Here is a 25,752-nt window from a genome sequence, read left to right as displayed (position 1 = left end):
TTAAATATTTGGCAATATTTAATTATAAACAATTAGCTTGCTGTGAGACGTGATTTTGATCCTGATACATTGTCGTGCAGTGATAGGCTTGATTCAATTCTATGTTGCGAGAATGGATCAACCGCATCTATATAGCGCATCGCGCTTTGTACGCTTTTCCAGCCCACGTACTCCATCAGCGTTTTTAAATCCCAGCCACTGCTGCTCGCCCAATTCGCAAATCCACGCCTGAGCGAGTGTGCCGAGTAATCATCTGCATTAATTACGCCTGCATCTTTGAAGATGGTGCGGAGCAGGGGGATCAGGCTATCCATATGCAGGCCATCATCCCCAATATGTCCCCAGCGATTGACCGACCTGAATACTGGTCCGGACATAAGACCCGTCAATTCCTTCCATGCGGTATAAGCGGCAACTGGGCAGAGCTGCTTTAGCGCTGGTGCTTTAAAAGTGCTTCCTTTATTTTGACGGTCACTTTTTGTATGCGGCAAGAACAAACTCATGCCTTGGCCTGGAACGATTTCTATGTATTCAATCCGCAGCCGTGTCAGTTCATCACCACGAAAACCTCTCCAAAAACCAAGCAGCAATAAAGCACGATTCCTGGTGTGCCTTAATTCTGCAGAACGGTCTCCTGATACGTTCGCAGCGGCGATTGAATTCTTCAACCAACGATCAACCAAAGAAAGTTGCTCAAGCTGGAATGGCTTGGCTTGTTTTTCCTGAGCAGGATGCTCTCGTTGTATGCCGCGAAGTATTTTTTTGATGAGCGGTGCTTTGGTTGGATCAGTGAAGCCCTGGTCTATATGCCACTGCGCTAATGCAGCAAGCCGCTGACGCAGCGTATTCATCGCCAGCGTTTCTGCATGATCAGCCAGGTATTGAGCAATGTTCTCGCTGGTTGCGGGCAAAAATCCACCCCATTCGATTTCGTAATGCCTGACAGCTGCCTGATAAGCGACGCGGGTATTGTCACGAGTGCCAGCATGTAAGTAATGATCGATTTTGTTCATGGGCTATTGATGCCGTTTTTGCCATTGTCCGTTGAGACTGGATATGCATGGATTATTGGAACAATTTTATCGGATTTTCATCTTAACACCGGATAATATTAATTTATCCGGCACTATATTAATTATTTAAATCCTTGAATTAATATTATATTTAGTATGTAATTACATGGTACGTAATATATTATGATATTTTAAAAGATAAGTCATGGCCAGAACAGGTTTATATAAATCCGAAGTTGAAAAAGCGCGCAATACCTTGATAGCGCAGGGTCGCCACCCTTCAGTTGATGCTGTAAGAGTCGTTCTGGGCAACACTGGCTCCAAGACAACCATTCACAAATACCTCAAAGAGCTGGAAGAAGAGGGAGGCAGTAGTTCCGACAATAAAGCCTCCATTAGCGAAGCCTTGCAAAACCTGGTGGTCCAAATAGCAGATAGATTAGAGGCTGACGCAAAAAAGCGTATTGCTGATATAGAGTCGCAATACAGTGAAAAAGAATGTTTACACGTAGCAGAAATCGAAGAACTCACAGCCAAAAATGCACAGACAAAAGAAAAACTCGACCTGACTATTGCTGCCATCAAACAAGAGCTAGCGTCGCATGAGCAAACAAAAGAAGCTTTGCAAACAGAGTCCATGGCTCACCATACTCTGGCCCAGCAAGTCTTTGACCTGCGAGAGCGTCTGGCTGAAAATGAGGTTCACCGGCAGTCACTGGAAGAAAAACATCAACATGCCCGTGATGCGCTTGAACACTATCGCGCATCAGTGAAAGAGCAACGTGATCAGGATATCCGGCGCCATGAGCAGCAAGTGCAGCAATTGCAGGCAGAACAGCGTCAGTTGCAACAAGGCTTGATTAATAAACAGAATGAAATAACACGGCTCAACCAGGATAGTGCCCGCTGGGTGGCAGAAATAGCGCAAGCACAAAAAACCATCTATGAAGAGCAAACCAGTTACCGCAAATTAAATGGCCAGGTAGAAGCATTACGTGCGATCGAGCAGCGTGCTAAATTGCTTGATTCTCAACTGACTGAAAAGAACGTTTTGATTGACGAATTAAAATCCAGTTTGGTCGCAATATCTTCCCAAGAGAGGGAGAATGCACATCAGCACCAACAGCAACTGCGTCAGACAGAATTGGAACTGACTCGCGCCAGGGCTAAAGTCGATGTGCAGGAGATGATGATGGCCGAGCTAAAAAACTTGTTGCTAGAGAGAATCATTCCGGAGAAGAAAGAGCCTCAGGCAGACAAGTAAAGAAAATGCTGCCGACCTCCCAAGAATTACGCTGATAAACTTAAGGAAACGCTGATTAAGTCCGGTTCACTGTTCGTAAGTCATTGATTTTTTTGATAATTAATTTTGCGGTTTTAGACTTAATCAGAGTTCCTCTCTTTACAGAGAAGATATACAAGGCGATTTCAGGCAATAGTGCCATGCGCAGCAACATTACAATTATTTGAGGCTGGCAAGTTCTTTACCTGCGTCTATGATCAGATTGTCAAGCGTAGGGATCTCTTGCTACATTGCCCAGCAAAATCCGCAAAACGCTACCCAACGCTATTTGAGCTCTGCAGTTTTCAGATTCAACGAATCACAGAGAAAAAAACAGTGGCATATCAGTGACATCAATAGAACACATCATCTTTTTCAGTAAGCCACCGTACAATTAAGACCGTTTCTCATGTTTATGCTTGTATTAACGATACAATATAAAATTAGGCGAATGAAAATGGCAGAATCCGGAATTGCCAATTTGACGCATCGTTGAAGCACCAAATTCTATGATTTACTAGTTGTAAGCAGATAAGCTTGATGCGCGCTAGCTAACAAAGTTTGTCACCGTGGAAATAGCCGATGTCCAGCCGAAATTTACTCGAAGATAAAAAACTCATAGATCTCCAACGCTTCCAGTTGCTGATTGATGCAATTACTGACTACGCGATCTACATGCTGGACATTGATGGTCGAGTAGTAAGTTGGAACGCAGGCGCGCAAAAATTCAAGGGCTATAACTCCGAAGAAATCATTGGTCAGCATTTTTCCCGGTTTCATACAGCAGTCGACCAGGCTGCCGGTCTTCCCAGTCGCTCACTTCAGATTGCAGAGACTGAGGGGCGTTACGAGACTGAGGGTTGGCGCGTGCGCAAAGATGGGTCTTATTTCTGGGCAAGCGTGATCATAGACGCTATCCGGGAAAATGGTCGATTGCTTGGCTTTGCAAAAATTACCCGTGACATCACTGACCGCAGGACAGCGGAAGAAGCGCTGCGTCAAAGTGAGCAGCAATTTAGCCTACTAGTACAAGGCGTGACTGATTATGCCATCTACATGCTGGACAAAGACGGCTATATCAGTAACTGGAATGCTGGTGCCCAACATATCAAGCGATATCGACAGGAAGAGGTTATCGGCACACATTTTTCCCGTTTCTATACACAAGAAGATCAGCATAGCGGGGTACCACAGCGCGCGCTATTGACCGCCAGGACCGAAGGTCGTTTTGAACAGGAAGGCTGGCGCGTGAGAAAGGATGGAAGTAAATTCCGGGCTCATGTCGTGATTGACCCTATTTACAATGCCTTCAATGAATTTGTCGGTTATGCCAAAGTTACCAGGGATATTACTGAAAAGTATGAAACTGCCATCGCGCTGAAAAAAACCGAGCAAGCATTGCAGCAGGCGCAGAAAATGGAAACGATCGGTAAATTGACTGGCGGCATAGCCCATGATTTCAATAACCTGCTGCAAATCATTTCAGGCAATCTTCAACTATTGTCTGCTGAGATTGCAGGTAACCAGCATGCAGAAAGACGAGTTACCAATGCATTGGCGGGTGTACGGCGCGGTGCCAAGTTGGCCAGTTATTTATTGTCTTTTGGACGACGGCAGGCGCTTGATCCCAAGGTCGTCAATATTGGTCGTTTTGTGCTTGATATGGAAGATATGTTGCAACGCAGCCTGGGTGAAACTATCGAAGTCGAAACAATTCTGGCTGATGATCTGTGGAATACCTTTGTCGATGTTGCGCAAGTCGAAAATGCTTTGCTTAACCTTGCTGTCAATGCGCGCGATGCCATGGACTCCGTCGGCAAGCTCACCATAGAAATTAATAACGTTGTCCTGGATGAAAATTATGCACGCACTCACGTAGAAGTCAGCGCTGGTGAATATGTGATGCTGGCAGTGTCCGATGTTGGTTCAGGTATGGCACCAGAAGTCGTGGCCCAGGCGTTTGAGCCCTTTTTCTCGACTAAAGCTGAGGGCAAAGGAACAGGACTGGGATTATCCATGGTGTATGGCTTTGTCAAGCAGTCAGGGGGACATATCAATATTTATAGTGAACTTGGTTACGGAACTACCGTCAAAGTCTACCTTCCACGCTCGACAGAACAGGAAAGCCGTTTTGCGATGCAAACGACTGAGCAAATTGTTGGCGGGACTGAAACTATTCTGGTCGCAGAAGATGATGATCAAGTTAGAGCTACTGCAATCGAGATATTGACTGGCTTGGGGTATGCCGTATTACATGCAGCAGATGCAGAGAGTGCACTGGCTATTATTGAAAACGGTGCCAAAGTTGATTTGTTGTTTACAGATGTCGTCATGCCCGGACCATTGCGCAGTCCTGAACTGGCACGCAAAGCACGCGAGCTTTTGCCAGATATGGCTGTTTTATTTACGTCAGGCTATACGCAGAACGCTATCGTGCACGGTGGGCGGCTTGATGCGGGTGTGGAGTTGTTGAATAAACCATACAGCCGGGAAGCACTGGCACTCAGGATCAGAACTGTGATCGCAAATAGCGTCAATAAGCATCAATAATTCCCTTCAGCAGATGGCGTAAAACAAGCTAAGGGTCTAGAAACCTCTTGGAAGTTATATTTTCCTGCTAGGAAACATGGCTTGTTATAGCGAGATCAATTCTACGCAAAAACTGCTCTTTTGCCGCACTTATTTCTATGTATGACATCGACGGCAACCTGTTGATCAATTGATTAACTTCATCTTTAAAGTCAGCGCCGCTGACGTGCTTGTATTGGAGAGATTTTCGGTGACTTTTTTTGTCATGATTATTCCTGTCTATCAATACCAACCTGGTAACTGACAGTCCGCTCAAGCCACAGGCGATCAACCAAAACAAGTGCTGTAGACTCATACATGTGCCTATCTTTCTACGCACTTGTTTATTGTGCCGCCTTAAGTGGCTAGTGCTGGATGCATGACGGCAATAGTCAGGCTGATAGCCATTCCCAGATTTTCAATTATGTTCAGCTTTTAGCTGGAAAAATACATGGTTCGCAAATTCCTGCGATGTTCTTCCAGTTTTTTCATATGGATATGCTGTGTTGTAGAAGTCAAGTTTTTCGATTTCTTGTTACTACCCATATCTGACACCGTCACAACTGAAGTGACCAACTGCTCATTCAGTGCAGAAATGTTTTGATTTTTAGTTGAAAAATTGAAACCGAAAAAATTTCTCATGATGACTCCTCTGAAAGATGGGGGGCTAAGTAATATTGCGTCAAATGATAGTAAAGAACGAGAACCAGAGGTACCGCAGCAACGACAATATTGCGAAAGAGATGTCATCATAAATAGAATCGCGCCTGCAAAGAACAGGACAACAGCGACCCGTTTTGTAGGAGTCATCCTACTGCCCCCCTCATATGCAATTTGCGCAGCAGATTATGCATATTCCATATGTTTTTCCTGCATAAAAAATATTTTGATACCTCTCTAATTAATTTCAGCTCTGTATTGAAGTTGATAGAAATATGCTGCATTTCTGCTATGAAATACATTGTCGCTTCTCTATTTTGAATTTGTAAAAATAGTAATTTATTTATTAGTTATTTTCCTAACTTTTGGTATCTGACCATCTCTTCATGTTGGTTACCGCACAGATGCAATGGATGAATTTTCTTAATCTATCGCTACTTGTCCGCTTGGACTTAAACAGGAGAAATGAATGGGACGAATACTCAATACAATTGGCGTTACTTCATTGCTGGCTCTGGCTGGTTTGCCAGGCACTGGATTTGCAGCTGACCCTGTACCAGTTGTTACACAAGGTAAAGCCGCATCAAATGTGGATAACACAGAGATCAATAATCGCGACAAAAATGCCGCGAATAAAACGCCGGAAGATCAGTTCAATACACAAGAAGATCGCCAGGTGCTCGCAGCCGTCAGGCGCTCAGTCGTTGCAGACAAATCACTCTCAGTCCTGGCACACAACGTCAAGATTATGGTGAACGCAGGCGCGGTTACTTTACGCGGACCAGTCAAGACAGCAGACGAAAAAGTGAGAGTTGAAAAAATTGCCCAGGCTGTTAAGGGCGTCACTTCCATCAATAATTCGCTGGATGTGAAAACCAATTAAGCGGAAAAACAGACAAGCGAGTAGTGATGTTAGCAAGTCTGTCAGTTATCTATATCAGCACAAAAAAGTAGGAAACAAAGCAGGAAACTAATTACATACGCAATTTACACCACCTAAGGAGTTCATATGACAACCGCAATTTACTGTATCGCAACAAACCGCGTCCAAGCTGAAAACATCGTCGATAATCTGAAACTTGCAGGATTTCCAAGTGGCGATATCTCTGTCCTTTTCCCTGATCAGACTGGTACCCGGGATTTTGCGCATGAGCAAAATACCAAATTGCCTGAAGGCGCTGCCACAGGTGGCGTTGCTGGTATGGGCGTAGGTGCCATACTGGGCTGGTTGACAGGCATTGGTACGCTGGCGATCCCAGGCGTTGGTCCTTTCATTGCTGCCGGCCCTATCATGGCTGCATTAAGCGGTGCTGCGCTGGTTGGTGCTGCAGGCGGCATTATTGGTGCCCTGGTCGGCTTGGGTATTCCTGAATATGAGGCAAAACTGTATGACGGTAAAATCCGCGGCGGTAACATTTTGATCTCGGTGCATACTGATAATTCTGATCAAGCCTCCAGTGCGAAAGAAATTTACAAAAAAGCCGGCGCAGAAGATATCAACTCGACATCCGAGGCCAGCGTGTCTTAACTTTTTGTCATAGCAAGACAATATGGCAATGTAAAAAATGGGCTGCTCATTTGTATGGAGCAGCCCGTTTTTTATTTTTATTCAAATTATTTTTTGTAGATCGCCTACCATGCCTAAAACCAAGACAGCCGCAGCCAAAGCAGAAATAAAAGAAACAAAAAACCTGACTTCCACCTCCATCGGTAATGGAGGGGAACTGCATCAAATTGCAGGAAAAACACATCCGCAATTGACGACAAATCAGGGTGTCGTCATTGCAGATGATCAAAATTCTTTGAAAGCCAGCGTCAAAGGTCCGACCTTGCTGGAAGACTTTATCCTCAGGGAAAAAATTACCCATTTTGATCATGAGCGCATTCCTGAGCGTATTGTTCATGCCCGCGGGACGGCTGCACATGGCTATTTTGAGCTGACACATTCGTTAGAAAAATATACTACCGCTAAAATCCTGACCGAGGTGGGGCATCAAACTCCGGTGTTTACCCGCATTTCCACAGTTGCTGGTGGTTCTGGTTCTGTGGACACGCCAAGAGATGTACGCGGTTTCGCCGTCAAGTTCTATACATCAGAAGGCAATTGGGATCTGGTGGGTAATAATGTACCTGTGTTCTTTATCCAGGATGCCATTAAATTCCCAGATCTTATTCATGCCGTGAAAATGGAACCTGACCGTGGCTTCCCTCAGGCTGCGACGGCACATGACACATTCTGGGATTTTATTTCCCTCACGCCAGAAGCCATGCACATGGTGATGTGGATCATGTCCGATCGTACACTGCCAAGATCTTTACGCATGATAGAAGGTTTTGGTGTACATACTTTTCGCTTGATTAACAAGAGCGGCGAATCGACTTTTGTAAAATTCCACTGGCGCCCAAAAGCCGGCTTGCAATCCACGGTTTGGGATGAAACAGTTAAAATTGCAGGTGCCGATCCTGACTTTCATAGACGTGATTTTTTTGAAGCTATCACTGCCGGTGATTTCCCCGAGTGGGAATTGGCAGTACAGTTATTTACGCAGGAAGAAGCAGATCAATTCCCGTTTGATCATCTTGACGCGACCAAACTCATCCCGGAAGAACTGGTGCCCTTGACAGTAATAGGGCGCATGGTGCTCGACAGATGGCCAGATAACTTCTTTGCCGAGACTGAGCAAGTGGCATTTTGCCCATCGCATATAGTTCCCGGCATCGATTTTTCGAATGATCCCTTATTGCACGGGCGTTTATTTTCTTATCTGGACACGCAATTGTCCAGGCTGGGTTCTGCTAATTTCCATCAGATTCCCGTCAATGCACCAAAGTGCCCATTCGCCAATCACCAGCGTGATGGACATATGCAAATGGGGCGCCCCACTGGCAGGGTAGCCTATGAGCCAAATTCACTGGCAAAGGATGCGCCACGCGAGCAACCTGCAACAGGTTTTACAAGCATGGCAGAACCTGTGGCTGGTGATAAAGGCCGTATCCGCCCTGAAAGCTTCGCCGATCATTACAGTCAGGCACGTCAATTTTATGCCAGTCAGAATGCAATTGAACAAGCGCATATAGTTTCAGCACTGGTCTTTGAATTATCAAAAGTCGAGCACCCGCATATACCTGCAGCCATGGTGGGCCATATGCGGCATATCAATGAAGACCTCGCGCAGCGCGTTGCTGCCGGACTGGGCCTAAGAGATTTGCCAGCCGCGCCGGCTACTCAGGTAGAGATACAAGACTTGCCTGCGTCCCCAGCTTTGGGGTTGATAGACAAAATGAAGGATACTCTGGCGGGTCGTGTAGTTGGTATCCTCATCGCTGACGGTTCAGATGCCAGGATTCTGGACAAAGTCAAAGCGGCTGTTGAAGCGGCAGAGGGCAAGTACAAACTGGTTGCTCCGCGCATCAATGGCATACTTTTATCAGATGGCAAAGAAGCCAAGGTGGATGGCCAACTGGCAGGCAGCCCTTCAGTCATCTTTGATGCTGTCGCTATTATTTTGTCTGATGCGTCGGCAAAAAAACTGGAACGGGATATGGCAGCGAAAGGCTTTGTCAGTGACGCCTTCAGTCACTTGAAAGCAATAGCCTATGATGCGGGCGGCGAAGTGTTGTTGACTGCGGCAGGTATTGATAAAGATGATGCTGTCATATCGACAGATCAATTGAAAAACTTCATCGCTGCCGCAAAAACACGCTTATGGGCTCGTGAAAAATTTGTGCGGACACCGCTATAAGCGGCCTTGACGGCAAAGGCACTTGTGAACAAGAAAAAGCCTGATGCATAGTGACAGCATCAGGCTTTTTTTTATTTTCATTTTTATCGGATTACGCTTGATTCTGATTTACTTGCGACAAAAAGAAACGCAGCATTTCCCGGCTGGCATCTGGCCCTGCTGCATCGGTGAAACTACCTTGACTGTTACCGCCAGACCAGGTGTGGCCAGCGCCATGGATGACCCATTGTTCGGCAGGGGCAGTCTTTGCGCCAGCTTGTTGTGAAGAAGCATTTTCAGCGTAGCGCGTGCGCGTATAACGCCGGCCAAGTTTGCCGCTGCCGTCTTCTTTTTGGGCTTTCAATGCGCTTGACTGCTTGCTTCCCAGGTATCGCGCCATGATGCGGTCAGCATTCTTGCTATGGACAGTATGATCCTGATCGCCATGAAAGACGATGATAGGCACGGCGTTTCCTGTAACCGGCTTTTTAATCTGATTTGCTGCGCCACGCATCGCCGCCATTGCTGATGGCAAATCACTGGCTGCGCCAAATGGCAGGCCTGAATGGATGCCAACTGCGGCATAGAGCTCAGGATAGGCATCTGCCATGATGGCTGCCATCGCACCACCCGCTGACATACCAGCGATAAATACGCTGTCTGCATCGACATGATAGTTGGCCATGATGTCACGGGTGATGCCAGCGATCAGCGAGGGTTCGCCCTGGTCGCGCTGTTGATCCATCGCCTTGAACCAGTTCCAGCATTTCGATGAGTTGGCTCCCTGATCCTGAGCAGGATAAACGACCAGACATTGCTGTTGTTCTGCAATCAGGTTCATGCCTGTGCCGGTCGCAAAATCATCTGGCCCTTGCGTGCAACCATGCAGCATAACGATCAGAGGTAAGGCTTTTCCTTTATCGCCATTGTAGCCGGAAGGGATATACAGTTTATAGCTACGTTTGCCGTGTGGATTGACGTAACTGCCGCTGACAAAACGGCCAGCATCTGCCTTGCCATTTTTCTGAGTTTGCGACACATCAGCATCAATGATGTCTGCCATGTATCTTGCATTAGCTGATGGCGGGACTGGCCTTTTTTCAGGAGCCGGGTTGATATCATGTAAAGACGATTCCTGAGATGCATCACCTTGTCGCCCAGGCGCAGGGTTGGTATGACTGTCTGTCTTTTCCATGCCTGGCAAGTGCTCATTCAGAGTGCGTTGTATTAGTTCTGTGACGGCGGTTAATTTTTGCAGTTGCTCTGGATTCATGCTGTTCTGAGCAGGTAGAGCAAATGCCTGTGCGTCGCGCCAGGACAGGGTGGCCTTGCGCATACGGGCCAGTAAATTTTGATTGAAATTCATGTAGTGCTTTCAGTGTGCATATGAAATAGCTTAAGAAATAGAGGTAATACTTAATTGATGCGGTCTGCAAGGGCTGCCTTCACTGCGGTGCTGGCCTGGAATGCTCCCAGCACAGAGATGGAGGCGATGCTTGCAACTGCGAGTTCAGGGCTGACATCCGCCGCAATACTGGCTAAGCCCAGCACCTGTATCTGCAAACGCTCGCCAGCATCCCGCACGGCTTCAAGATCAGCACGCGTGTAATGCTGCAAGCCTAGTACCAGACTCCTGCGCGTGACGGTCTGACGTATGACTTCAGCATGTGTCAGCAGTTGGTTGCGTATTGCAGTACGTATCAGATCGGTACGATTGGAATAAAAGCCTTCCTGCACCAGCAGATCGACCTGACCCAGATCAACCAGACCGAGATTAATCGTAATTTTTTCTGTATCGCTGGCCTTAGGCCGTATATCGGTGACACTCATGGCATGCCTTTTTATACTTTCTTTAGATTTTAATCATTAATAACATCCATATGGATGGTATTTGGATGCTAATTGGAGTATATCAATGGATTTTATAAAGTAAAGCTTTAATTGCAGCGACAAGAATCCCTGCTTTTTGTCCTACATAGCTTGGGGGCTGAGGCTTACTCGCATTTTCAGGCGCAGGTTTTAAGATGGAATCTCCCTGTTCGCTTCTGTGTAACTGATTTTTTTTACTGAGTTTGCAACAGGTATTACATCAGACTATTTTTTGATTAATTAGCTTAAAACCTACGTCCATCAACGACATTGAAGGAAACATCATGCCTACTGCGACTCCTGCGGCAAAAGCCAAATCTGTAAAAATCCCTGCCGTCGTTCTCCCTAAGAAAACCAAAGGCGCTAAAGCGCAAGATGCAGTCAGCCTGCTCAAGCAAGATCATAAAAACGTCAAGGCATTGTTCAGCAAGTTTGAAAGCCTGGGTGACGCAGCATTGGTGAGCAAGAAAAAAATTGCTCACCAAATTTGCCTGGAGCTCACCAAGCATACAATTGCTGAAGAAGAAATTTTTTATACAGCTGTACGCGAAGCGACGACGAATACCGACGATATGCTGGATGAAGCTACTGTCGAACATGCTGCCGCCAAGGATTTGATTGCCCAGATATTGAGTATGGAACCAGGTGACGATCTCTATGATGCCAAGGTCAAGGTATTGTCAGAACAAATTGAGCATCATGTGAAAGAAGAGGAGACAGAGATGTTTCCAAAGGCAAAAAAAGCAAAACTTGATCTGGTTGCTTTGGGGGAGGCCATACAAGAACGCAAGGACGAGATCACTCTGCCATCCCTGCAGTGACGACCCATGTTCTGGGCGCGGGGCTGTAAAAATCTTTCAGCCTCGCGTTGCAGAGCAGCGCTGCAGCGTGTTGAGGATAAACGAGGATAAACAGCGCACATCATCAGACGCAAACTTGTCAGACTATAGACAGCGATATTCCTAGACTTCTGGCTTCACTCCAGCTGTCTGTGCCAGTACCAATATGGCTTCACCAGGTCAGATCAAGATTAAAGCCTGGCAGCCAATTCAATTTCCAGCCTGAGCGTATAAGGGCGGCACTTTAGGTGCAAATAAAAAAAATTTCAGGATCATTATGGATTTTCAAGTAGCCATTCATACGCATTTTCTCGACATTCCACTGATTAGCTGGATTACTGCTTGCGGCGTTGCCGTTTTTGCCTATTTTTTCATGCATGCCTTGATCGGTTTTTTTAAACGCAGGCTGCTTGCAAATCATGAGCCTAGTAATGAACAAATTGAACAACATGCTCAAAACAATGCGCATGTTGCCAGATTAGTGCCGCAAATCCTGGGTAGTACAAGCAATATTACACTGCTGATTACCTCGGTATTGATAGGTGTGGCCGTTCTTGATTTACCTGCGCGCTGGAGTGACCGTGTCAATCATTTGTGGTTCCTGGCATTTGGCTTACAACTTGCATTGTGGATCAATAAAACCATCAAGGTATTGAGCAAGCGTTACTTCACATCCGTCGCGGCTGATGGTGCGCCCGTCAACCGTGTTTCGCATACCGTCATTGTATGGGCCTTGCAATTTGTTTTATGGGTGGTTTTTTTGCTGGCCATGTTGTCAAATGTGGGTATCAATGTATCTGCATTTATTGCCAGTTTGGGTATAGGTGGTATTGCCATCGCGCTGGCGGTACAAAATGTACTGGGTGATTTGTTTGCCTCTCTGGCGATTGCGGTCGACAAACCCTTTGAAGTTGGCGATGCGATCAACATCAACGGCATTTCTGGCACGGTCGAGCATGTAGGTTTGAAAACCACACGCTTGCGCGCAGACAGCGGAGAACAGATTGTCATTGCCAATGCCGATTTACTGAAAAATACCATACGCAATTTCAAGCGCATGAAAGACCGGCGCGTGCAATTAGTGATCAAGGTCGCATCTGATACGCCACCTGATGTACTGGAGCTGATTCCACCGATGTTGCGCAAGATAGTCAAAGAACAGTCAGAAGTGCGTTTTGACCGCGCTCATCTAAAATTATTTGACCGCAATTCCATCGAGTTCGAGGTAATTTATTATGTGCTCAGGCCAGAATATGGTTTGTATATGGATACACAGCAAGCGGTCAATTTAAAGATTATGCGGGAGCTGCTCGCCAGGCATATTTCCTTCTCTGATCCGGTACAAAAAATCAGATACCTGAATGTGGCAGGCATTGAAAAAGTGGAAACCAGTGACACACGCGAGCCTCAACAGGCCAGCCAGATGAAATTGTCGCGGCAGCTTTGAGTGGGTAGGATGATGAGCAACCGAGCGCTTCCTGTGCGCGCCTCAATATTTCTGCACTTGCTTTCTCTGCAAGTTTGTTACAGCAAATTTTGTTGGTTTTATATCCATCTTCCATGCTAGTTGCCAATACAGCAAAATCACGTTAACCTTGGCACACAATACATGTTAAACGCGTACAGCTAATTACTCATGTCCCGCAGATGTACAGGTTGTCCGGTGAGGATAGCGCTACAATATTGCTGCCTACCAATTTCCAGGACCGAGTATGTCCCCGACACAGAATGACAATGCAGATGCTTCTGGCGTGCCTTCGAACCATCAGACACAATGGGCGTTCATTGGCAGTGGGACGCTTATGCGCGATGCTGTCAGGGCATTTGACTGGTCGACGACAGAGCTAGGCCCTATCAGTAACTGGCCTGCAGCCTTAAAAGCGACAGTGGCAATTGTCATGAATTCCGTGCACCCCATGTTTTTATGGTGGGGGCCAAAACTGATCCAGATATATAATGACGCCTATGTACCCAGTTTCGGTACCGGAAAACATCCGGCTGCGCTGGGGCAGGAGGGGCGAGAATGCTGGCAAGAGATATGGCCCGTTATCTGGCCACAGATATCCCATGTCATGAATGGTGGCGAGGCGCATTGGTATGAAGACAATCTGGTTCCTATCTGGCGAAATTCGCGCTTGGAAGATGTGTACTGGACTTACACCTATACTCCCGTCTATGGCGATGATGACCGCATTGCCGGCACTCTGGTTGTATGTACTGAGACCACATCGCGTATTCTGGCTGAACGCAGGCAACGTACCTTATCGTCCCTGACGGAGCGCTTGACGTTTTGCAAAACCCGGGAAGAAATATTTGAGACAGTCAGTGCTGTCGCTGCCGAGAATGTGGCCGATATTTTAGCTGTAGCCGTCAATCATGAAGATGCAGCTAGTCTGAATAAAGACACCCATTTTAGTGTTCATGCGCTTGAGCTCCATTTTCATCATGATTGCTCACTGACCTTTGAATTGTCGCAACGCTTGCCGTTTGATGCAGCTTATAGCAAATTCCTGCACGAGTTTACAGCTGTCGTTTGCCGTGCGCTCACGCACATGGAAAGCCTGCTGGCCCGCGATTTTGCTGCTGCTGAAAGAGACCGCCTGCTTCTCGATGCACCAGTAGGGACAGCAATCATGCTGGGTGATGACTTGGTTTTTCAACTGGCCAATCCTATTTATTGCAAAATTATTGGCCGCCCGGAAGTGATGGTGGTGGGCCGTAGTTTTGATGAGATTTTCCCAGAATTAATTGATTCTGAAGTGCGCACAAAATTCAAGCAGGTATTCAGGGAGGGCAGCCCTTTCGTGTCTGAAGAAACCAAAGTGCATATCAGCTTGCACGGCGGAGAGCCTGAAGACCGCTATTATATTTACAACCTGGCACCTATACGCCGTGTCGATGGACAAGTGCATGGTTTGATGGTGATTGCGATTGATATCACATCACAAGTGCTGGCACGTACCGAGATTGAACGCTTGAATGACGACCTGAACCTGACTTCGCGCGCAAAGGATGAGTTTTTAGCCATGTTGGGACATGAATTGCGAAATCCTCTGGCGCCCATAGTGACGGCGCTTGAGTTGATGAAAATGCGCAATCCAACAGTCAGCAAGGAGCAGGCGGTGATACAGCGCCAGGTCGATCACCTGGTGCGCCTGGTAGACGACCTCATGGATGTATCGAGGATCACCAGCGGCAAGGTACAGCTCCGGATAGTTGCGACCAATTTACGGGAAGTGATGAACAAGGCGCTGGAAATGGCCAGCCATTTATTGGAGAAAAAAAAGCATCACCTGACCCTGGATGTTGCACCAATCACCTGGGTAGGCGATCCTGCACGGCTGGCGCAGGTGGTCGCTAATCTGCTGACAAATGCTGCAAAATATACGCCTGATGGTGGTGAAATTTCATTGGTGACGTATCACGAGGATGATGAGGTCAAGATACGGGTCAGCGACAATGGCGTAGGTATTTCTGCCAGCTTGATGCCAAATATTTTTGACCTTTTCGTACAAGGGGGGCGAAGCGTAGACAGATCAGATGGCGGTCTGGGTATAGGATTGGCGCTCGTGACCAATCTGGTACAGTTGCATCACGGCAGCGTCCATGCAGAGAGTGCGGGCGAGGGCTTGGGTAGTAGCTTTACCATTAGCTTGCCCCATAAACTGACTGTGGCGGAGGCAGAAAAACAAGCTAATCAGAATGGCGCACCTACTGTTGAAAAAGCCAGGATACTGATCGTGGATGATAATCGCGATGCTGCCGACTCACTGTTTGAATTACTCTCTGCGCTGGGTCATGAGGTCAACGCAGTCTATGACCCGGTGCAGGCTTTGAATGAAGTGCAGCGCCTGATGCCTGAGCTTGCCATTCTCGATATAGGATTGCCAGGTATGGATGGGTATGAACTCGCAAAAGCCATACGTGAATTGCCCGGCGGCGACACGATACGCTTGATTGCGCTGACCGGCTATGGGCAACAACATGATAAGGAACGCAGTCACAATGCAGGTTTTAACGCTCATATGATCAAACCGTTAGAACTTGATGATTTACAAAAACTGATTGCGGGGCATGATTGACGTTGTACAGTAGTCCTGCATGTGCAATAAACGATAATACGAGATTGTTATATCGAGTTGTTTATCTGCGCGTAGGAATTGTCTTACATTATTTTGGGATTGCGCTGCTAGGTTCTGCTTATGTTTGCGCATACGATGGCAATCAAGTATTGCTAATAAATTTACAAAGAGCTTGCTCAATAAATAATAATGATGAATTCCATTTCTGATACCGGCCAAGAAACGTCCTCCGCTAACGATAGCAGCAGTCAGGCTAATACAGGTTTACATATTTTGGTTGTGGAAGATAACCAGGATTTGCTGGAGATGTTATGTGAAATGCTAGACTTGATCGGTCATCACCCCACGCCTGCAGCGAGTGGAGAAAAAGCCTTGGAGTTATTGCAGGAAAGACGCTTTGATGTGCTGCTGACAGACATCAACCTACCCAAAATGTCTGGTATCGCTTTGGGCAAGCAAGCTGTACTTGATGCGCCTGATATGCATATCGTGTTTTCATCCGGTCATGGTGCCCACATACAGACTTATGTCAATTTCCCGTGTCAGGTATTGACCAAGCCTTTTGAATTGAGCCAGATTCAGAAAATACTGGATGAGTTTTCTGCCTGAAGTCTAATGACGCGCTCCCTAATGGTGCCTGGAAGTTTCTCTGAAAAACTTGCTTAGACTGGCGCGAGGTTTTTAAAGCTGATAAGGCTTGGCACATTTTTCAAATTTTTCAAAGACGTGTTGAGCTTAACCTCCAATGCTGAATACGAAGCAGTGTTCAAACTGGGTTCAAAGCGGTTTTGAATACGCAGTTTCGCCAGCGTCAGTACATTCAGACTAAGTCCTTGATGGGCCTATTGAAAGGGGCAGGGCAGCGCATTTCCAGGGTTCACCAGTGTGAGGAGATGGACCTATTTGACCTGAATTTTATTTTTCATGATGAGCACCACTTCGTGAGAGACAAGATGGAAGCAGCGCTAATGATGGCACTCATCGCGTTACGAAGCTCATGACCAAGCACGTCCAGATTTTGGCGTGGATTTGCGTCTGTTTGCTGCCAGCCTTACGCCATTTGGTATGCTGGACGTGGAATTAGCTAGTTCCCAAGGTATGCGGACGAATATGGCCAGGCATTATGGTACAAATATGACTTGCATCCGCGCAACCTTTAGCTTCTTAGTGCGCCATGGCCGTCGATTTATTGCTGCCATTTTTCCAATAGCTTGAGCAATATCGCCTCATCTTTTTCCAAACCGGCTTGACCTTTTTTTGCCAAACGGCTACACGCCTGCCACTCTTTTGCCAGTATTCCTTCCATGTATGAAATTGCGACTTGAGGATGGATATAGCACTTGCGGCAAACTGCCTGGGTATTACCCAGTTTCTTAGCGACCCGGCGGATTGCCTCAACCAGGTTTTTACACGCGATGGCTTTGGTATCTGCTTCTCCAATTTCCATCAGGGCTTGCACGGCAAATGTTGTTCCTGCCCAGGTCCTGAAGTCTTTAGCGGTGAAATCGCCATTGGCAGCGTTGCGTATGTAGTCGTTGACCTCGGTGGAATTGATGGCATGTGGTTGGCCCTCTTCATCCAAGTATTGAAAGAGCGTCTGGCCGGGCAGGTCCAGCATGGATTTGATGATGCGGCATAATTTTGGTGCCTTCAAACTGATGGTATGCTGAACACCACTTTTGCCACGAAAATCAAATTGAAGTTGCGTACCAAGCAGATGTACATGCTTGCCTTTCAACGTAGTGATACCGTATGACTCATTGGTGCGGGCATATTCATCATTGCCTATGCGCATACTGGTATTTTCTATCAATGCCACCACAGTGGCGATCACTTTTTCGCGTGGCAATCCCTTCATGGCCAGCGCCTTTCTTACTTTTTCACGGATCAAGGGCAATGCAGATGCAAATTGCAGCATATTGCCGTATTTGGCTTCATCCCTGATGCTGCGCCAGTTTTTATGGTAACGATATTGCTTGCGTTGCCGGGCATCCCGCGCAGTCGCTTGTATGTGACCGTCATCCTGCGCACAAATCCAGACATCCGTCCACGCCGGAGGAATGACCAAAGACTTTATCCTGGATAGTGTCAAATCATCCTTCAAAGGCTTGCCTTGGGGCGTGAGATATTTGAAAACAGTTTTTCCTCGCCTACTAATAGCGTATCTGCGTATGCCCGGAGCCTGATCGCTGACATAAGACAGGCCTGCTTTCCTGGCTGCGAATTGCACATCACTTTTTATCAAGGAAACTGTCTGCATACTCTTTAATACCGAGTTTGCAGCAGTTAATCTTTTTGCTTGTGTCATGGATGCCATGTCTCAACTTGATTTTGTTTTTAGATTGAGTGTCAGAATAGAGCAGGGCTAAGCAGTGATCTATCAGCGTTTTTGATATCACAAAGTAGGAGAGTGGCTAATCGAAATGGATTGCAAGCAGTAAATAATTTTACTGCTTCGAAAAAATGGGAAAATTAATGGGAATGTGAATAATTTTGCAAGAGATGCTTCAGCAAAATCTAACAGGTTTGGAGTGTTGAAATATCTCAATGCAAGCTGGTTGGGCATACATCAATTTCAAATTTCCAAACCTGTTCTTTCCTTATACGCTGTTGATTTGCGATTACTTTAGCTTACCGGATAATTTCCCCGATGACTTGCGCAAAAAAAACAGTTGCTGCTATTCAATTTGAATAGCTATAAGGAGTTAACGATTTTTGGAATCCGGAGCGGATTTGGAATCGTTACGTTGTTGATTGCCAGTATTGTTGCCGCTGACAGATTTTGAACCCTGACCGGAACCCTGGGCATCATTTTTGTGACTTTGCTGACCGGCTTTCACATGTTGCTCGTGAGTGCCGCCTTGAGACTTACCAGATTTTTGAGGTTGGTTGTTGTTTGCTTGTGTAGGCATACTTAACTCCTTAAAGTTTTCCGCAGAGTGCCGCGGCCGCATGTTCCACTGATCATTTGCAATCAGTAAGTTCATGGTAAAGAAGATACGCTTTCGAGGGAGTAGGACCAGCGTAGGAGAACACCCACTATCCATGTCAGAAGGCGTAAGCATAAATTTGCTTTTTTTCTGTTGATGTGCCGAAAGGTGGACCGCTTCCACCGATTTTTTAATGGCGCCGTTCCTTGCATTTGTTGAACGCTGGCGTTTTCGCTGGCCGCTCCAGCACTTGACCTCGCCCTCGAGACAAAAGACGGTATCGCTTACAAAAGTAAGAAGCTCATGCAGAAAAATGTTGAACTGCAGCCAGAGCTAGAACAATATTTTGGAATATTCACGAATAATCTAGTGCACAAACACTTGGCTCCTGGAATACTTTCCCGCTTAAAAGAGAAGGGCACTGAATTAGGTGAGCATAATGGAAAGCTACATTCTTTGTTGAGTTTGGATTATGGCTTTCCCGAGATATTGGTGCATCTTGGAACTGTCGTCGCTGTAATGAAACAACATACTGATTATGAAAAATATGACAAATTCGAGAAGGCCTTAGACCAAATCGCGCCTATATATCCTGAACTTCCTGGCCTATTTGATGATCCTAAAGATTGGGAATAGGTGGCACAATGAATCTTGATTTTTATGTTTTACCTGACAGCCTATCTTGCCGTTCAATTTATTGAGCGGTAATTTTCTTTGACGCGTACAAGCGGCCTCGCTGGGGAACCCGTTACGGTTTCGAATACAGGGATGCAGAGGCAGTAGCCTGCCGACTATCTGGATTTTTAGCTGTCAAGCCGTGAAGTAATGCAGCGAGGAATTGATCGCCAAGAAGCTTTCCTCGCTATAATGCAAGGCAGCAATATAAGCGAACTACCTCGCCAAGTTAGGCACAATTTTTCACCTATTTGAAGTTAACGCTCTTTGATAACGTGCACGACGGCTCGATTCATGAATAAAAATATCAAGTTTTCTATTGCAGTAACAGTCTTTAGCATCGCTGAGTTTGCTCAAGCCAGTAATATGTCAGGAGCTTTTACTGCTGCATTCGGAATTCCGGTAATGGTTGTGGCCTTATTCATTTACGGCATTTTAGCAGCCGCTGGAAAGCTTTATGACTGGCTCGTTATTGCTGCCATGGGGCTCTTTATTCCATTGGCGTTATTCGGTGTATTAATCAGCATAGATGCTTGGTCCATCATGGGTGGACCATACTTTAAGATAGCCTGGGGCTACTACTTTCTCTGCATATTGGTCCTTCTCTGCATCTGGAAAATTCTCAAAAATCAAAATGAAGACAGCTAATATTAAAAAAGAATTTACTGCCATTATCTTATTTTTCTGTCTTGCAGTTTTGCAAAATCAGGCAACATAGAACCTAGGCGCTCTGACTTAAGGTTTCTTATTAACTGTCTAAATTATGAAGCTGATAATGGAGATAGCAAAGCAGCTATTATTTATACTTTGAAAGCGTGCTGGAGTCTAGGAAATTTCGATAAAAGGCTAAATGCAGAGGAGATACAAAGAGAGCAGGCCAATGCTGATGAATTTAGAAATATATTAAAAAGCCTTAAGAGAGCCGTTCCAGAAGCTCCTACTCAGCGTGATTAGACCTGCTTGATTACTAACAGCTACGCAGCCCTGTAAGCTGTCGTTTTTATTGGCATCAGCCCAGATTTTTATTTTTGGTACTACAAGGTACCAGGATAAAAAAATTGCAGCTCACTAGATGGCGCATGAATCCGGGAGATGCCGCGGCTCACTTCGCAGGCTACAAGTTCGAACAATGCTAACCCGACAAAAACACCTTTGTCACTGGCAGCATTTTCTCTTGCGGGAATTTTCACCAAGACATACCAGCGGCCACGCAGTGGCAAAATATCCAGCCTCACTAACGCTAAGGAAAACCCCGTTACGGTGACCAAGACGTGGACGCAGAGGCAGCAGCGTGCCTGCTATCTGAATTTTTAGCGGGCAAACCGCGTAGTAATGCAGGGAGCATTGATCGCCAAAAGCGTCCCATAACGCAACCAAGCCAGTTGCTTAAATTCTTGTATAATCTGCAATTTACTTGACAGTCGTCATGATGGCAATTACCGCCCCAAAATCCAATGCTGTCGAAGTAGCGCGCCGTTTGAACATCCCGACCACGGGTCGGCAGACATCGGTCAGAAGTCGTCATTTCCCCTTGTGTAAAGACCTCAACCTTAAGAAGCATAATGAAGCGCGGCAATGGATTCACTAGCATGCACAATATATATAGATATTTAGTTCTCGCCTTGTTGGGTGCAACGATGTTATCCGCCTGCGATGTCCATGTCAAAGCTGGGTATTTTGACAAAGACAAGGCCCAAGCATTGGCCAGTGTCGATAAACTTCGCACACTGTATGAAAAACAGGATTACGCGCGGCTTTATGATATGGGCTCTACAGCGATGAAGGCATCAGTGCAAAAGGAACAATTCGCTACAACAGTCCAGACCTCGCTTGCCAAATATGGAAAATACAAGTCGTCCGTTCTCATCGGGTCTTCCTGTTTTCCTAACGAAGTCAGGTTGGTCTACAACACTGAGTACGAGAACATGAAAGTGATGGAATTAATGGTCTGGTCCTTGTCGAATAGCGATGCCGGGTTGGTGATGTATCAGATTTCTCCGGGGCAAAGTGAATTCCAGAAACAGTCCCAAGTCGGTTGCCCTACACCTTGACGATAGGGGGAGTACTCTTATGCATTTCTGATCGGCGGCTCAGGACAAGTGCTTCGAAGAAGTGGACGCAGAGGCAGCAGCGAGCCGACTATCTGTATTTTAGCGGGCAAGCCGTGAAGTAATGCATGGGGCATTGATCGCCAACACGCGCCTCCATAATATAGAATGTCCGTATTGCGGCCACTAATTTTCCGGCAAATTTTTGAGATTGACTTCGGCATTCATTTTACATAATATAAAGTCTTGTACAATGCACGCTAAAATTTAGCGTATTACTGCGAACGTCGCTTAAAAAATCCTAAGCGAGAGTCCTTTTAGCGGGCAGTAATAGCGTTAGAAAACCCTTTGCAATTTCATTCCAAAAGCCCGCCAGTTCTGGCGTATGGGCTCTTTCTCGGTGCATATCCAGCAAGACCAGTCCAGCATGGATGCCCAGCGCTTGCGCAACCTTCACAGCGGTTTCATCGCTCAAAGTACTCTTGCCGGACATGGCTGCGCCTATGGCCTGCTTTGTGACACCCAGGCGTTTTGCGAGAGCGTAGTCACTCTCTACGCCTAGGTGCTTCTTAGCTGCATTCAGATATTCGATGGTTTTCATTTTCCCCTCCTAGGGATACGTATGCCTAGGGGTAGACATAGGTGTCTTCCCCCTGTAGGCGAATAATAGACAATTATCATGTGTCGTACAACAGACAATTGTCCAATGTCCGACAATTAACGATTGACTAGACAATCAGCGATGGTCTATATTTCGCATCTGGGGCGGGAATCAATCCACCCTCCTAGGTACGCAAAGACTGCCCGCCCCCCATTAGGCGACCTAAGAGGAAAAAACCTAGGACGGTTCAGTCATGGCAAACAAACAACAGGGAATCGTTACCCTTGAATTAACGACAGAACAAGCATCGCTGCTGAAAGTCGTCATGCGCTCCGCGCTGATCGCCAATGCAGACGAATATTTCTTTGCTGAGCAGGCCAAAGACGCCACGACGCTGGCGGCACTGACTCAACGCGGTGGCCGTCTGGCTGCAATCAATACCCGTCTCAACGCTCACGCATAGGTGCGGCCATGACAACGTACAGGTATAGCGTAACGTTTTACAGTGGGTCTTTCGTTGTGTATTCGACGGCTGTAGATGCTCGTAATGCGGCGCACGCAATGATGGTTGCTACAAGGGGTGTTATAGCGGACGTTGATCATGATTTTGTGATGGCAAACGTTACATCCTTCGCAGTGAATCCAGTACATGAAGGGGTTCGTTTGTGAGTGCCCCTGTAACAGTAACAGCAAAAGGCGGTCGTTCCGTCCATTTGAAGCGGCCAGGTGAGGCGGCGGCAATTTGCGGAAAGATTGCTTTGCGTGGGCGTCATCCTTGCTGGTGGCAGGTGTCCGGCGAAGTGACGTGCAAAAAATGCCTGAAGCTGCAAGGTGAGAGCAAATGAAAACCACTGCCGACGAACAGGACGCAATTTCCCACGCAAATGCAAATGCCGCTATCGATGCGGCTTTTGCATTGCTTAAAACTGACCGGGAGGCGGTAAGAGCCGCCCACTGGAACCGCCTAAGCATTGCCGTTCGCCGTATCGCGGTCATGTCGGCAAACCTGCCTAAAGAACGCGCTGACGATACCCTGAACAAGTTCACGGCATTGGAACGCGGCAAAATAAATGTGGCGATGCGTCGACTCATGAATGAAATGGAAGTGATCAGCAAATGCATGCAAGGCGGTTCGTTGCCGGGTGTGTGTGAGGTGCATCACTGATGCAACAAACCTACGTCAACGGGTTCCCGCGCCGGATGGGTGTCATCCTGTCGCGGGATACCGACTGGCATCCAAAAAAATCATTCGTCATACATAGCGTCCAGGCTGAGCGCGACCGCTTGCCCATTGACGCAACAGAAGACCAGATGTACTGCGCGGCTGACATGGCCGTGAAAGAGGTCTATTCCTACATTGACATTCACAAGGTGAAAGAATATGTGCTTATTGCTATCGGGGTTCTCTGCCGACGCCATGGGATACCAGTGCCTCTGGGGGCGACTGAGGAAGAGCGCCTTAAGCGTGCGCTTGATCGCAACTGGTGGGTACGATCAATACGCAAAGAGCATGCGCGACGGTTTGAGCACGTCGCTATCCAGCTTGGTTTTACTTCCTACAAAGCAGGCATATACCTGTCCAATGAATCCGCAGCACGCCAGCGCAAACGTAACGCAGACAATGCGGCGCTACTGGCAAAGGTTGAGCTGGAAAACGAAGAGGGCCACCGCTATACACTGGCCGAACTTTCCGAACTCGGTGTAAGCAACAAGGCCATCAGGCGCGGCGAACTCATGACCCGGATACGCGGCTTTGAAGAGATCGCGCAAGACCTGAAGCACTCCGGCATGTTCTGGACGATTACAGCCCCTTCAAAGTACCACGCCATCTTAAGCAAGTCCGGCGACCTGAACCCGAAATACTGCGGGGCTACGCCTAGGCAGGCACAAGCCTACCTATGCAAGATATGGTCACGTATACGTAGCGCATTGCATAAGCGCGGGATACAGCCCTACGGCTTCCGCATCGCTGAACCACATCACGACGGTTGCCCGCACTGGCACATGCTGCTGTTTGTCGCGCCGGAACATGCCGTCATGATGGAAACCATCATCCGCAAGTACGCGCTGAAAGAAGATGGCCAGGAACACGGCGCAAAAGAAAACCGCGTGAAGCTGGTCAACATTGACGCAGGCAAGGGTACTGCTGCGGGCTACATAGCCAAATACGTTGCAAAGAATATCGATGGCGCTCATGTGGGCGACCATAAAACAAGTGACGGCTGGACTGTCACGACCGACTTGCTAGGCAATGAAGAAATCACACCAAGCCAGCGGGTTACATACTGGAGTCAGTTACATGGAATTCGACAGTTTCAGCAAATTGGCGGCGCTCCTGTTGGTGTGTGGCGTGAGTTGCGTCGTGTGGAATTTGATTCGATTTCTCGCGCTCCTGATTCATTACGGCGCGCTTGGCGATCAGTACAGCGAGTGGGAGACGCGCTTGCGAATTTCGCAGACTTTTGGCGGGCAGGAAAGTCAAGATGTGGCAAGGGATTCGATATACGAATTGCAACAAGAGATGTCGAGGTGTCGGGAAAGTATGCGACGTACATACATGACAGGCCGTGCGGTGTGTATTGCGCTTCTAATCCTGCTGCTGTGTACGAGTCTCGGCGTTTTCAGTGGAAAAGAGTGGATGGTAAAGCGGGGCATGGTGTTGCTCTTGACCTTCCTTGGACTGGTGTAAATAACTGTACCAAGAAACCTGCAATTCCTCCGTGGGTGTCGATCAAATACGACCCAAAAAATAAAAATTTTTCGTCCGAAGTGGACGAATTTATTAAGAACTGGAAGCTACGCCAATGATTGCAGCCCTGTTCGTCAGACCTGACTCCATCTACAAGGCCATGCCAGGTACAGATTGCTACGATATTGAGCGCGATGCCCGCAAATACGACGGCGTTGCGCCGGTTATCGCGCATCCACCATGCCGCGCATGGGGGCAACTGGCGCACATGGCAAAGCCACGCGATGACGAAAAGGACTTGGCCCTGTTCGCTGTCTGGAAAATCAGGGAAGTGGGCGGGGTGCTTGAGCATCCGGCCAAGTCAAAACTGTGGGCAGCTGCAGGACTGCCACAGCCAGGTGAAAGGGATGCATGGGGCGGCTTTTCCATCATCGTCAACCAGCATTGGTGGGGGCATAGGGCAGAAAAGAAAACGATTTTGTACATAGTCGGGATAGAGCCAGGTGATTTGCCTGAAATCCCGTTTGTGATGGGTGAGGCTCCCTGTGTGGTTGCCAGCTCTGGCCGGCGCAAGAACGGTACGCGGCAAAAGCGCCGGCCAGAGATAACAAAACGGGAACGGGAGGCGACGCCGGAAGCCTTCGCCCATTGGCTTTATGAGATAGCGACCAAATGCAAGAGAAGACACTGATCAGTCAAGAGCTGGAACAGGATGCAATAAAAATTGTCAAGCAATATCGCATGATGATGCCTACCCCCATAAGGGGTTTTTTA

Annotated in this window: 23 protein-coding genes; 16 read left to right on the top strand and 7 right to left on the bottom strand. The window is 47.2% G+C overall.

Annotated elements, in window-relative coordinates:
- Nucleotides 1-32: 32 nt before the first annotated feature.
- A complete protein-coding gene (locus tag ACO0LG_RS10115) occupies nt 33-1,013 on the bottom strand; it encodes a site-specific integrase (RefSeq protein WP_423025895.1) in 981 nt (326 codons plus the stop codon).
- A gap of 205 nt (nt 1,014-1,218) precedes the next feature.
- On the opposite strand from ACO0LG_RS10115, the gene ACO0LG_RS10110 reads away from it, so the two are divergent.
- Nucleotides 1,219-2,277 (top strand): DNA-binding protein, encoded by a 1,059-nt coding sequence (locus tag ACO0LG_RS10110; protein ID WP_423025893.1) that lies wholly within the window; start codon nt 1,219-1,221, stop codon nt 2,275-2,277.
- 600 nt (nt 2,278-2,877) lie between these two features.
- Complete coding sequence (locus ACO0LG_RS10105; protein WP_423025891.1) at nt 2,878-4,845, top strand: PAS domain S-box protein; 1,968 nt, start codon at nt 2,878-2,880, stop codon at nt 4,843-4,845.
- A gap of 453 nt (nt 4,846-5,298) precedes the next feature.
- Here the strand turns inward: ACO0LG_RS10105 and ACO0LG_RS10100 are convergent, their stop codons facing one another.
- Nucleotides 5,299-5,505 carry a hypothetical protein gene (locus tag ACO0LG_RS10100; protein ID WP_423025889.1) on the bottom strand — a complete coding sequence of 69 codons (207 nt, stop codon included), beginning with the start codon at nt 5,503-5,505 and terminating at the stop codon, nt 5,299-5,301.
- A gap of 487 nt (nt 5,506-5,992) precedes the next feature.
- On the opposite strand from ACO0LG_RS10100, the gene ACO0LG_RS10095 reads away from it, so the two are divergent.
- From ACO0LG_RS10095 to ACO0LG_RS10085, 3 genes are all read left to right on the top strand, one after another.
- Nucleotides 5,993-6,406 carry a BON domain-containing protein gene (locus ACO0LG_RS10095; RefSeq protein WP_423025887.1) on the top strand — a complete coding sequence of 138 codons (414 nt, stop codon included), beginning with the start codon at nt 5,993-5,995 and terminating at the stop codon, nt 6,404-6,406.
- 126 nt (nt 6,407-6,532) lie between these two features.
- On the top strand, nt 6,533-7,051 hold the full coding sequence (locus tag ACO0LG_RS10090) for a hypothetical protein (protein WP_423025885.1): 519 nt from the start codon (nt 6,533-6,535) through the stop codon (nt 7,049-7,051).
- 109 nt (nt 7,052-7,160) lie between these two features.
- The gene (locus ACO0LG_RS10085) at nt 7,161-9,266 is read left to right on the top strand and encodes a catalase (RefSeq protein WP_423025883.1); all 2,106 of its coding nucleotides are present in this window, start codon (nt 7,161-7,163) and stop codon (nt 9,264-9,266) included.
- Between the two features lie 91 nt (nt 9,267-9,357).
- Here ACO0LG_RS10085 and ACO0LG_RS10080 read toward each other — a convergent pair whose 3' ends face one another.
- Nucleotides 9,358-10,611, bottom strand: a complete 1,254-nt coding sequence (locus ACO0LG_RS10080; RefSeq protein WP_423025881.1) for an alpha/beta hydrolase family esterase — start codon at nt 10,609-10,611, stop codon at nt 9,358-9,360.
- Nucleotides 10,612-10,661: 50 nt separating this feature from the next.
- Complete coding sequence (locus ACO0LG_RS10075) at nt 10,662-11,075, bottom strand: CopG family transcriptional regulator (protein ID WP_423025879.1); 414 nt, start codon at nt 11,073-11,075, stop codon at nt 10,662-10,664.
- Nucleotides 11,076-11,398: 323 nt separating this feature from the next.
- On the opposite strand from ACO0LG_RS10075, the gene ACO0LG_RS10070 reads away from it, so the two are divergent.
- From ACO0LG_RS10070 to ACO0LG_RS10055, 4 genes are all read left to right on the top strand, one after another.
- Complete coding sequence (locus ACO0LG_RS10070; RefSeq protein ID WP_423025877.1) at nt 11,399-11,935, top strand: hemerythrin domain-containing protein; 537 nt, start codon at nt 11,399-11,401, stop codon at nt 11,933-11,935.
- Between the two features lie 295 nt (nt 11,936-12,230).
- Nucleotides 12,231-13,400 carry a mechanosensitive ion channel family protein gene (locus ACO0LG_RS10065; protein WP_423025875.1) on the top strand — a complete coding sequence of 390 codons (1,170 nt, stop codon included), beginning with the start codon at nt 12,231-12,233 and terminating at the stop codon, nt 13,398-13,400.
- Between the two features lie 265 nt (nt 13,401-13,665).
- Nucleotides 13,666-16,035, top strand: coding sequence for an ATP-binding protein (locus ACO0LG_RS10060; protein WP_423025873.1), 2,370 nt, complete (start codon nt 13,666-13,668; stop codon nt 16,033-16,035).
- A gap of 192 nt (nt 16,036-16,227) precedes the next feature.
- Nucleotides 16,228-16,644, top strand: a complete 417-nt coding sequence (locus tag ACO0LG_RS10055) for a response regulator (protein ID WP_423025871.1) — start codon at nt 16,228-16,230, stop codon at nt 16,642-16,644.
- Nucleotides 16,645-17,221: 577 nt separating this feature from the next.
- Here the strand turns inward: ACO0LG_RS10055 and ACO0LG_RS10050 are convergent.
- Complete coding sequence (locus ACO0LG_RS10050) at nt 17,222-18,295, bottom strand: DNA topoisomerase IB (RefSeq protein WP_423025869.1); 1,074 nt, start codon at nt 18,293-18,295, stop codon at nt 17,222-17,224.
- Between the two features lie 445 nt (nt 18,296-18,740).
- Nucleotides 18,741-18,947 carry a hypothetical protein gene (locus ACO0LG_RS10045; RefSeq protein ID WP_423025867.1) on the bottom strand — a complete coding sequence of 69 codons (207 nt, stop codon included), beginning with the start codon at nt 18,945-18,947 and terminating at the stop codon, nt 18,741-18,743.
- Between the two features lie 321 nt (nt 18,948-19,268).
- Between ACO0LG_RS10045 and ACO0LG_RS10040 the strand changes: the two genes are divergently transcribed.
- From ACO0LG_RS10040 to ACO0LG_RS10030, 3 genes are all read left to right on the top strand, one after another.
- On the top strand, nt 19,269-19,601 hold the full coding sequence (locus ACO0LG_RS10040; protein ID WP_423025865.1) for a hypothetical protein: 333 nt from the start codon (nt 19,269-19,271) through the stop codon (nt 19,599-19,601).
- 333 nt (nt 19,602-19,934) lie between these two features.
- Nucleotides 19,935-20,288: a hypothetical protein gene (locus ACO0LG_RS10035; RefSeq protein WP_423025863.1), complete on the top strand. Its 354-nt coding sequence runs from the start codon at nt 19,935-19,937 to the stop codon at nt 20,286-20,288.
- Between the two features lie 914 nt (nt 20,289-21,202).
- Nucleotides 21,203-21,691: a hypothetical protein gene (locus tag ACO0LG_RS10030; protein WP_423025861.1), complete on the top strand. Its 489-nt coding sequence runs from the start codon at nt 21,203-21,205 to the stop codon at nt 21,689-21,691.
- A gap of 298 nt (nt 21,692-21,989) precedes the next feature.
- On the opposite strand, the gene ACO0LG_RS10025 is transcribed toward ACO0LG_RS10030, so the two are convergent.
- A complete protein-coding gene (locus ACO0LG_RS10025; protein ID WP_423025859.1) occupies nt 21,990-22,289 on the bottom strand; it encodes a helix-turn-helix domain-containing protein in 300 nt (99 codons plus the stop codon).
- 253 nt (nt 22,290-22,542) lie between these two features.
- On the opposite strand from ACO0LG_RS10025, the gene ACO0LG_RS10020 reads away from it, so the two are divergent.
- The 4 genes from ACO0LG_RS10020 to ACO0LG_RS10005 all read left to right on the top strand — a co-directional run bounded on the left by ACO0LG_RS10020 (nt 22,543) and on the right by ACO0LG_RS10005 (nt 25,669).
- Nucleotides 22,543-22,752 carry a hypothetical protein gene (locus ACO0LG_RS10020; protein WP_423025857.1) on the top strand — a complete coding sequence of 70 codons (210 nt, stop codon included), beginning with the start codon at nt 22,543-22,545 and terminating at the stop codon, nt 22,750-22,752.
- 378 nt (nt 22,753-23,130) lie between these two features.
- Entirely contained in the window at nt 23,131-23,454 is a 324-nt protein-coding gene (locus ACO0LG_RS10015; protein ID WP_423025855.1) for a hypothetical protein, read from the top strand.
- Nucleotides 23,454-25,097: a replication endonuclease gene (locus tag ACO0LG_RS10010; protein WP_423025853.1), complete on the top strand. Its 1,644-nt coding sequence runs from the start codon at nt 23,454-23,456 to the stop codon at nt 25,095-25,097. Before ACO0LG_RS10015 ends, ACO0LG_RS10010 begins: the two co-directional genes overlap by 1 nt.
- On the top strand, nt 25,094-25,669 hold the full coding sequence (locus ACO0LG_RS10005; RefSeq protein WP_423025851.1) for a hypothetical protein: 576 nt from the start codon (nt 25,094-25,096) through the stop codon (nt 25,667-25,669). The genes ACO0LG_RS10010 and ACO0LG_RS10005 overlap by 4 nt, the downstream gene beginning before the upstream one ends.
- Nucleotides 25,670-25,752 lie beyond the last annotated feature (83 nt).

The sequence above is a fragment of the Undibacterium sp. Ji42W genome (assembly GCF_049340405.1).
GTDB lineage: Bacteria > Pseudomonadota > Gammaproteobacteria > Burkholderiales > Burkholderiaceae_D > Undibacterium.
Note: the sequence above shows the minus strand (reverse complement) of the source record. Positions and strands in the feature narration are given on the sequence as shown.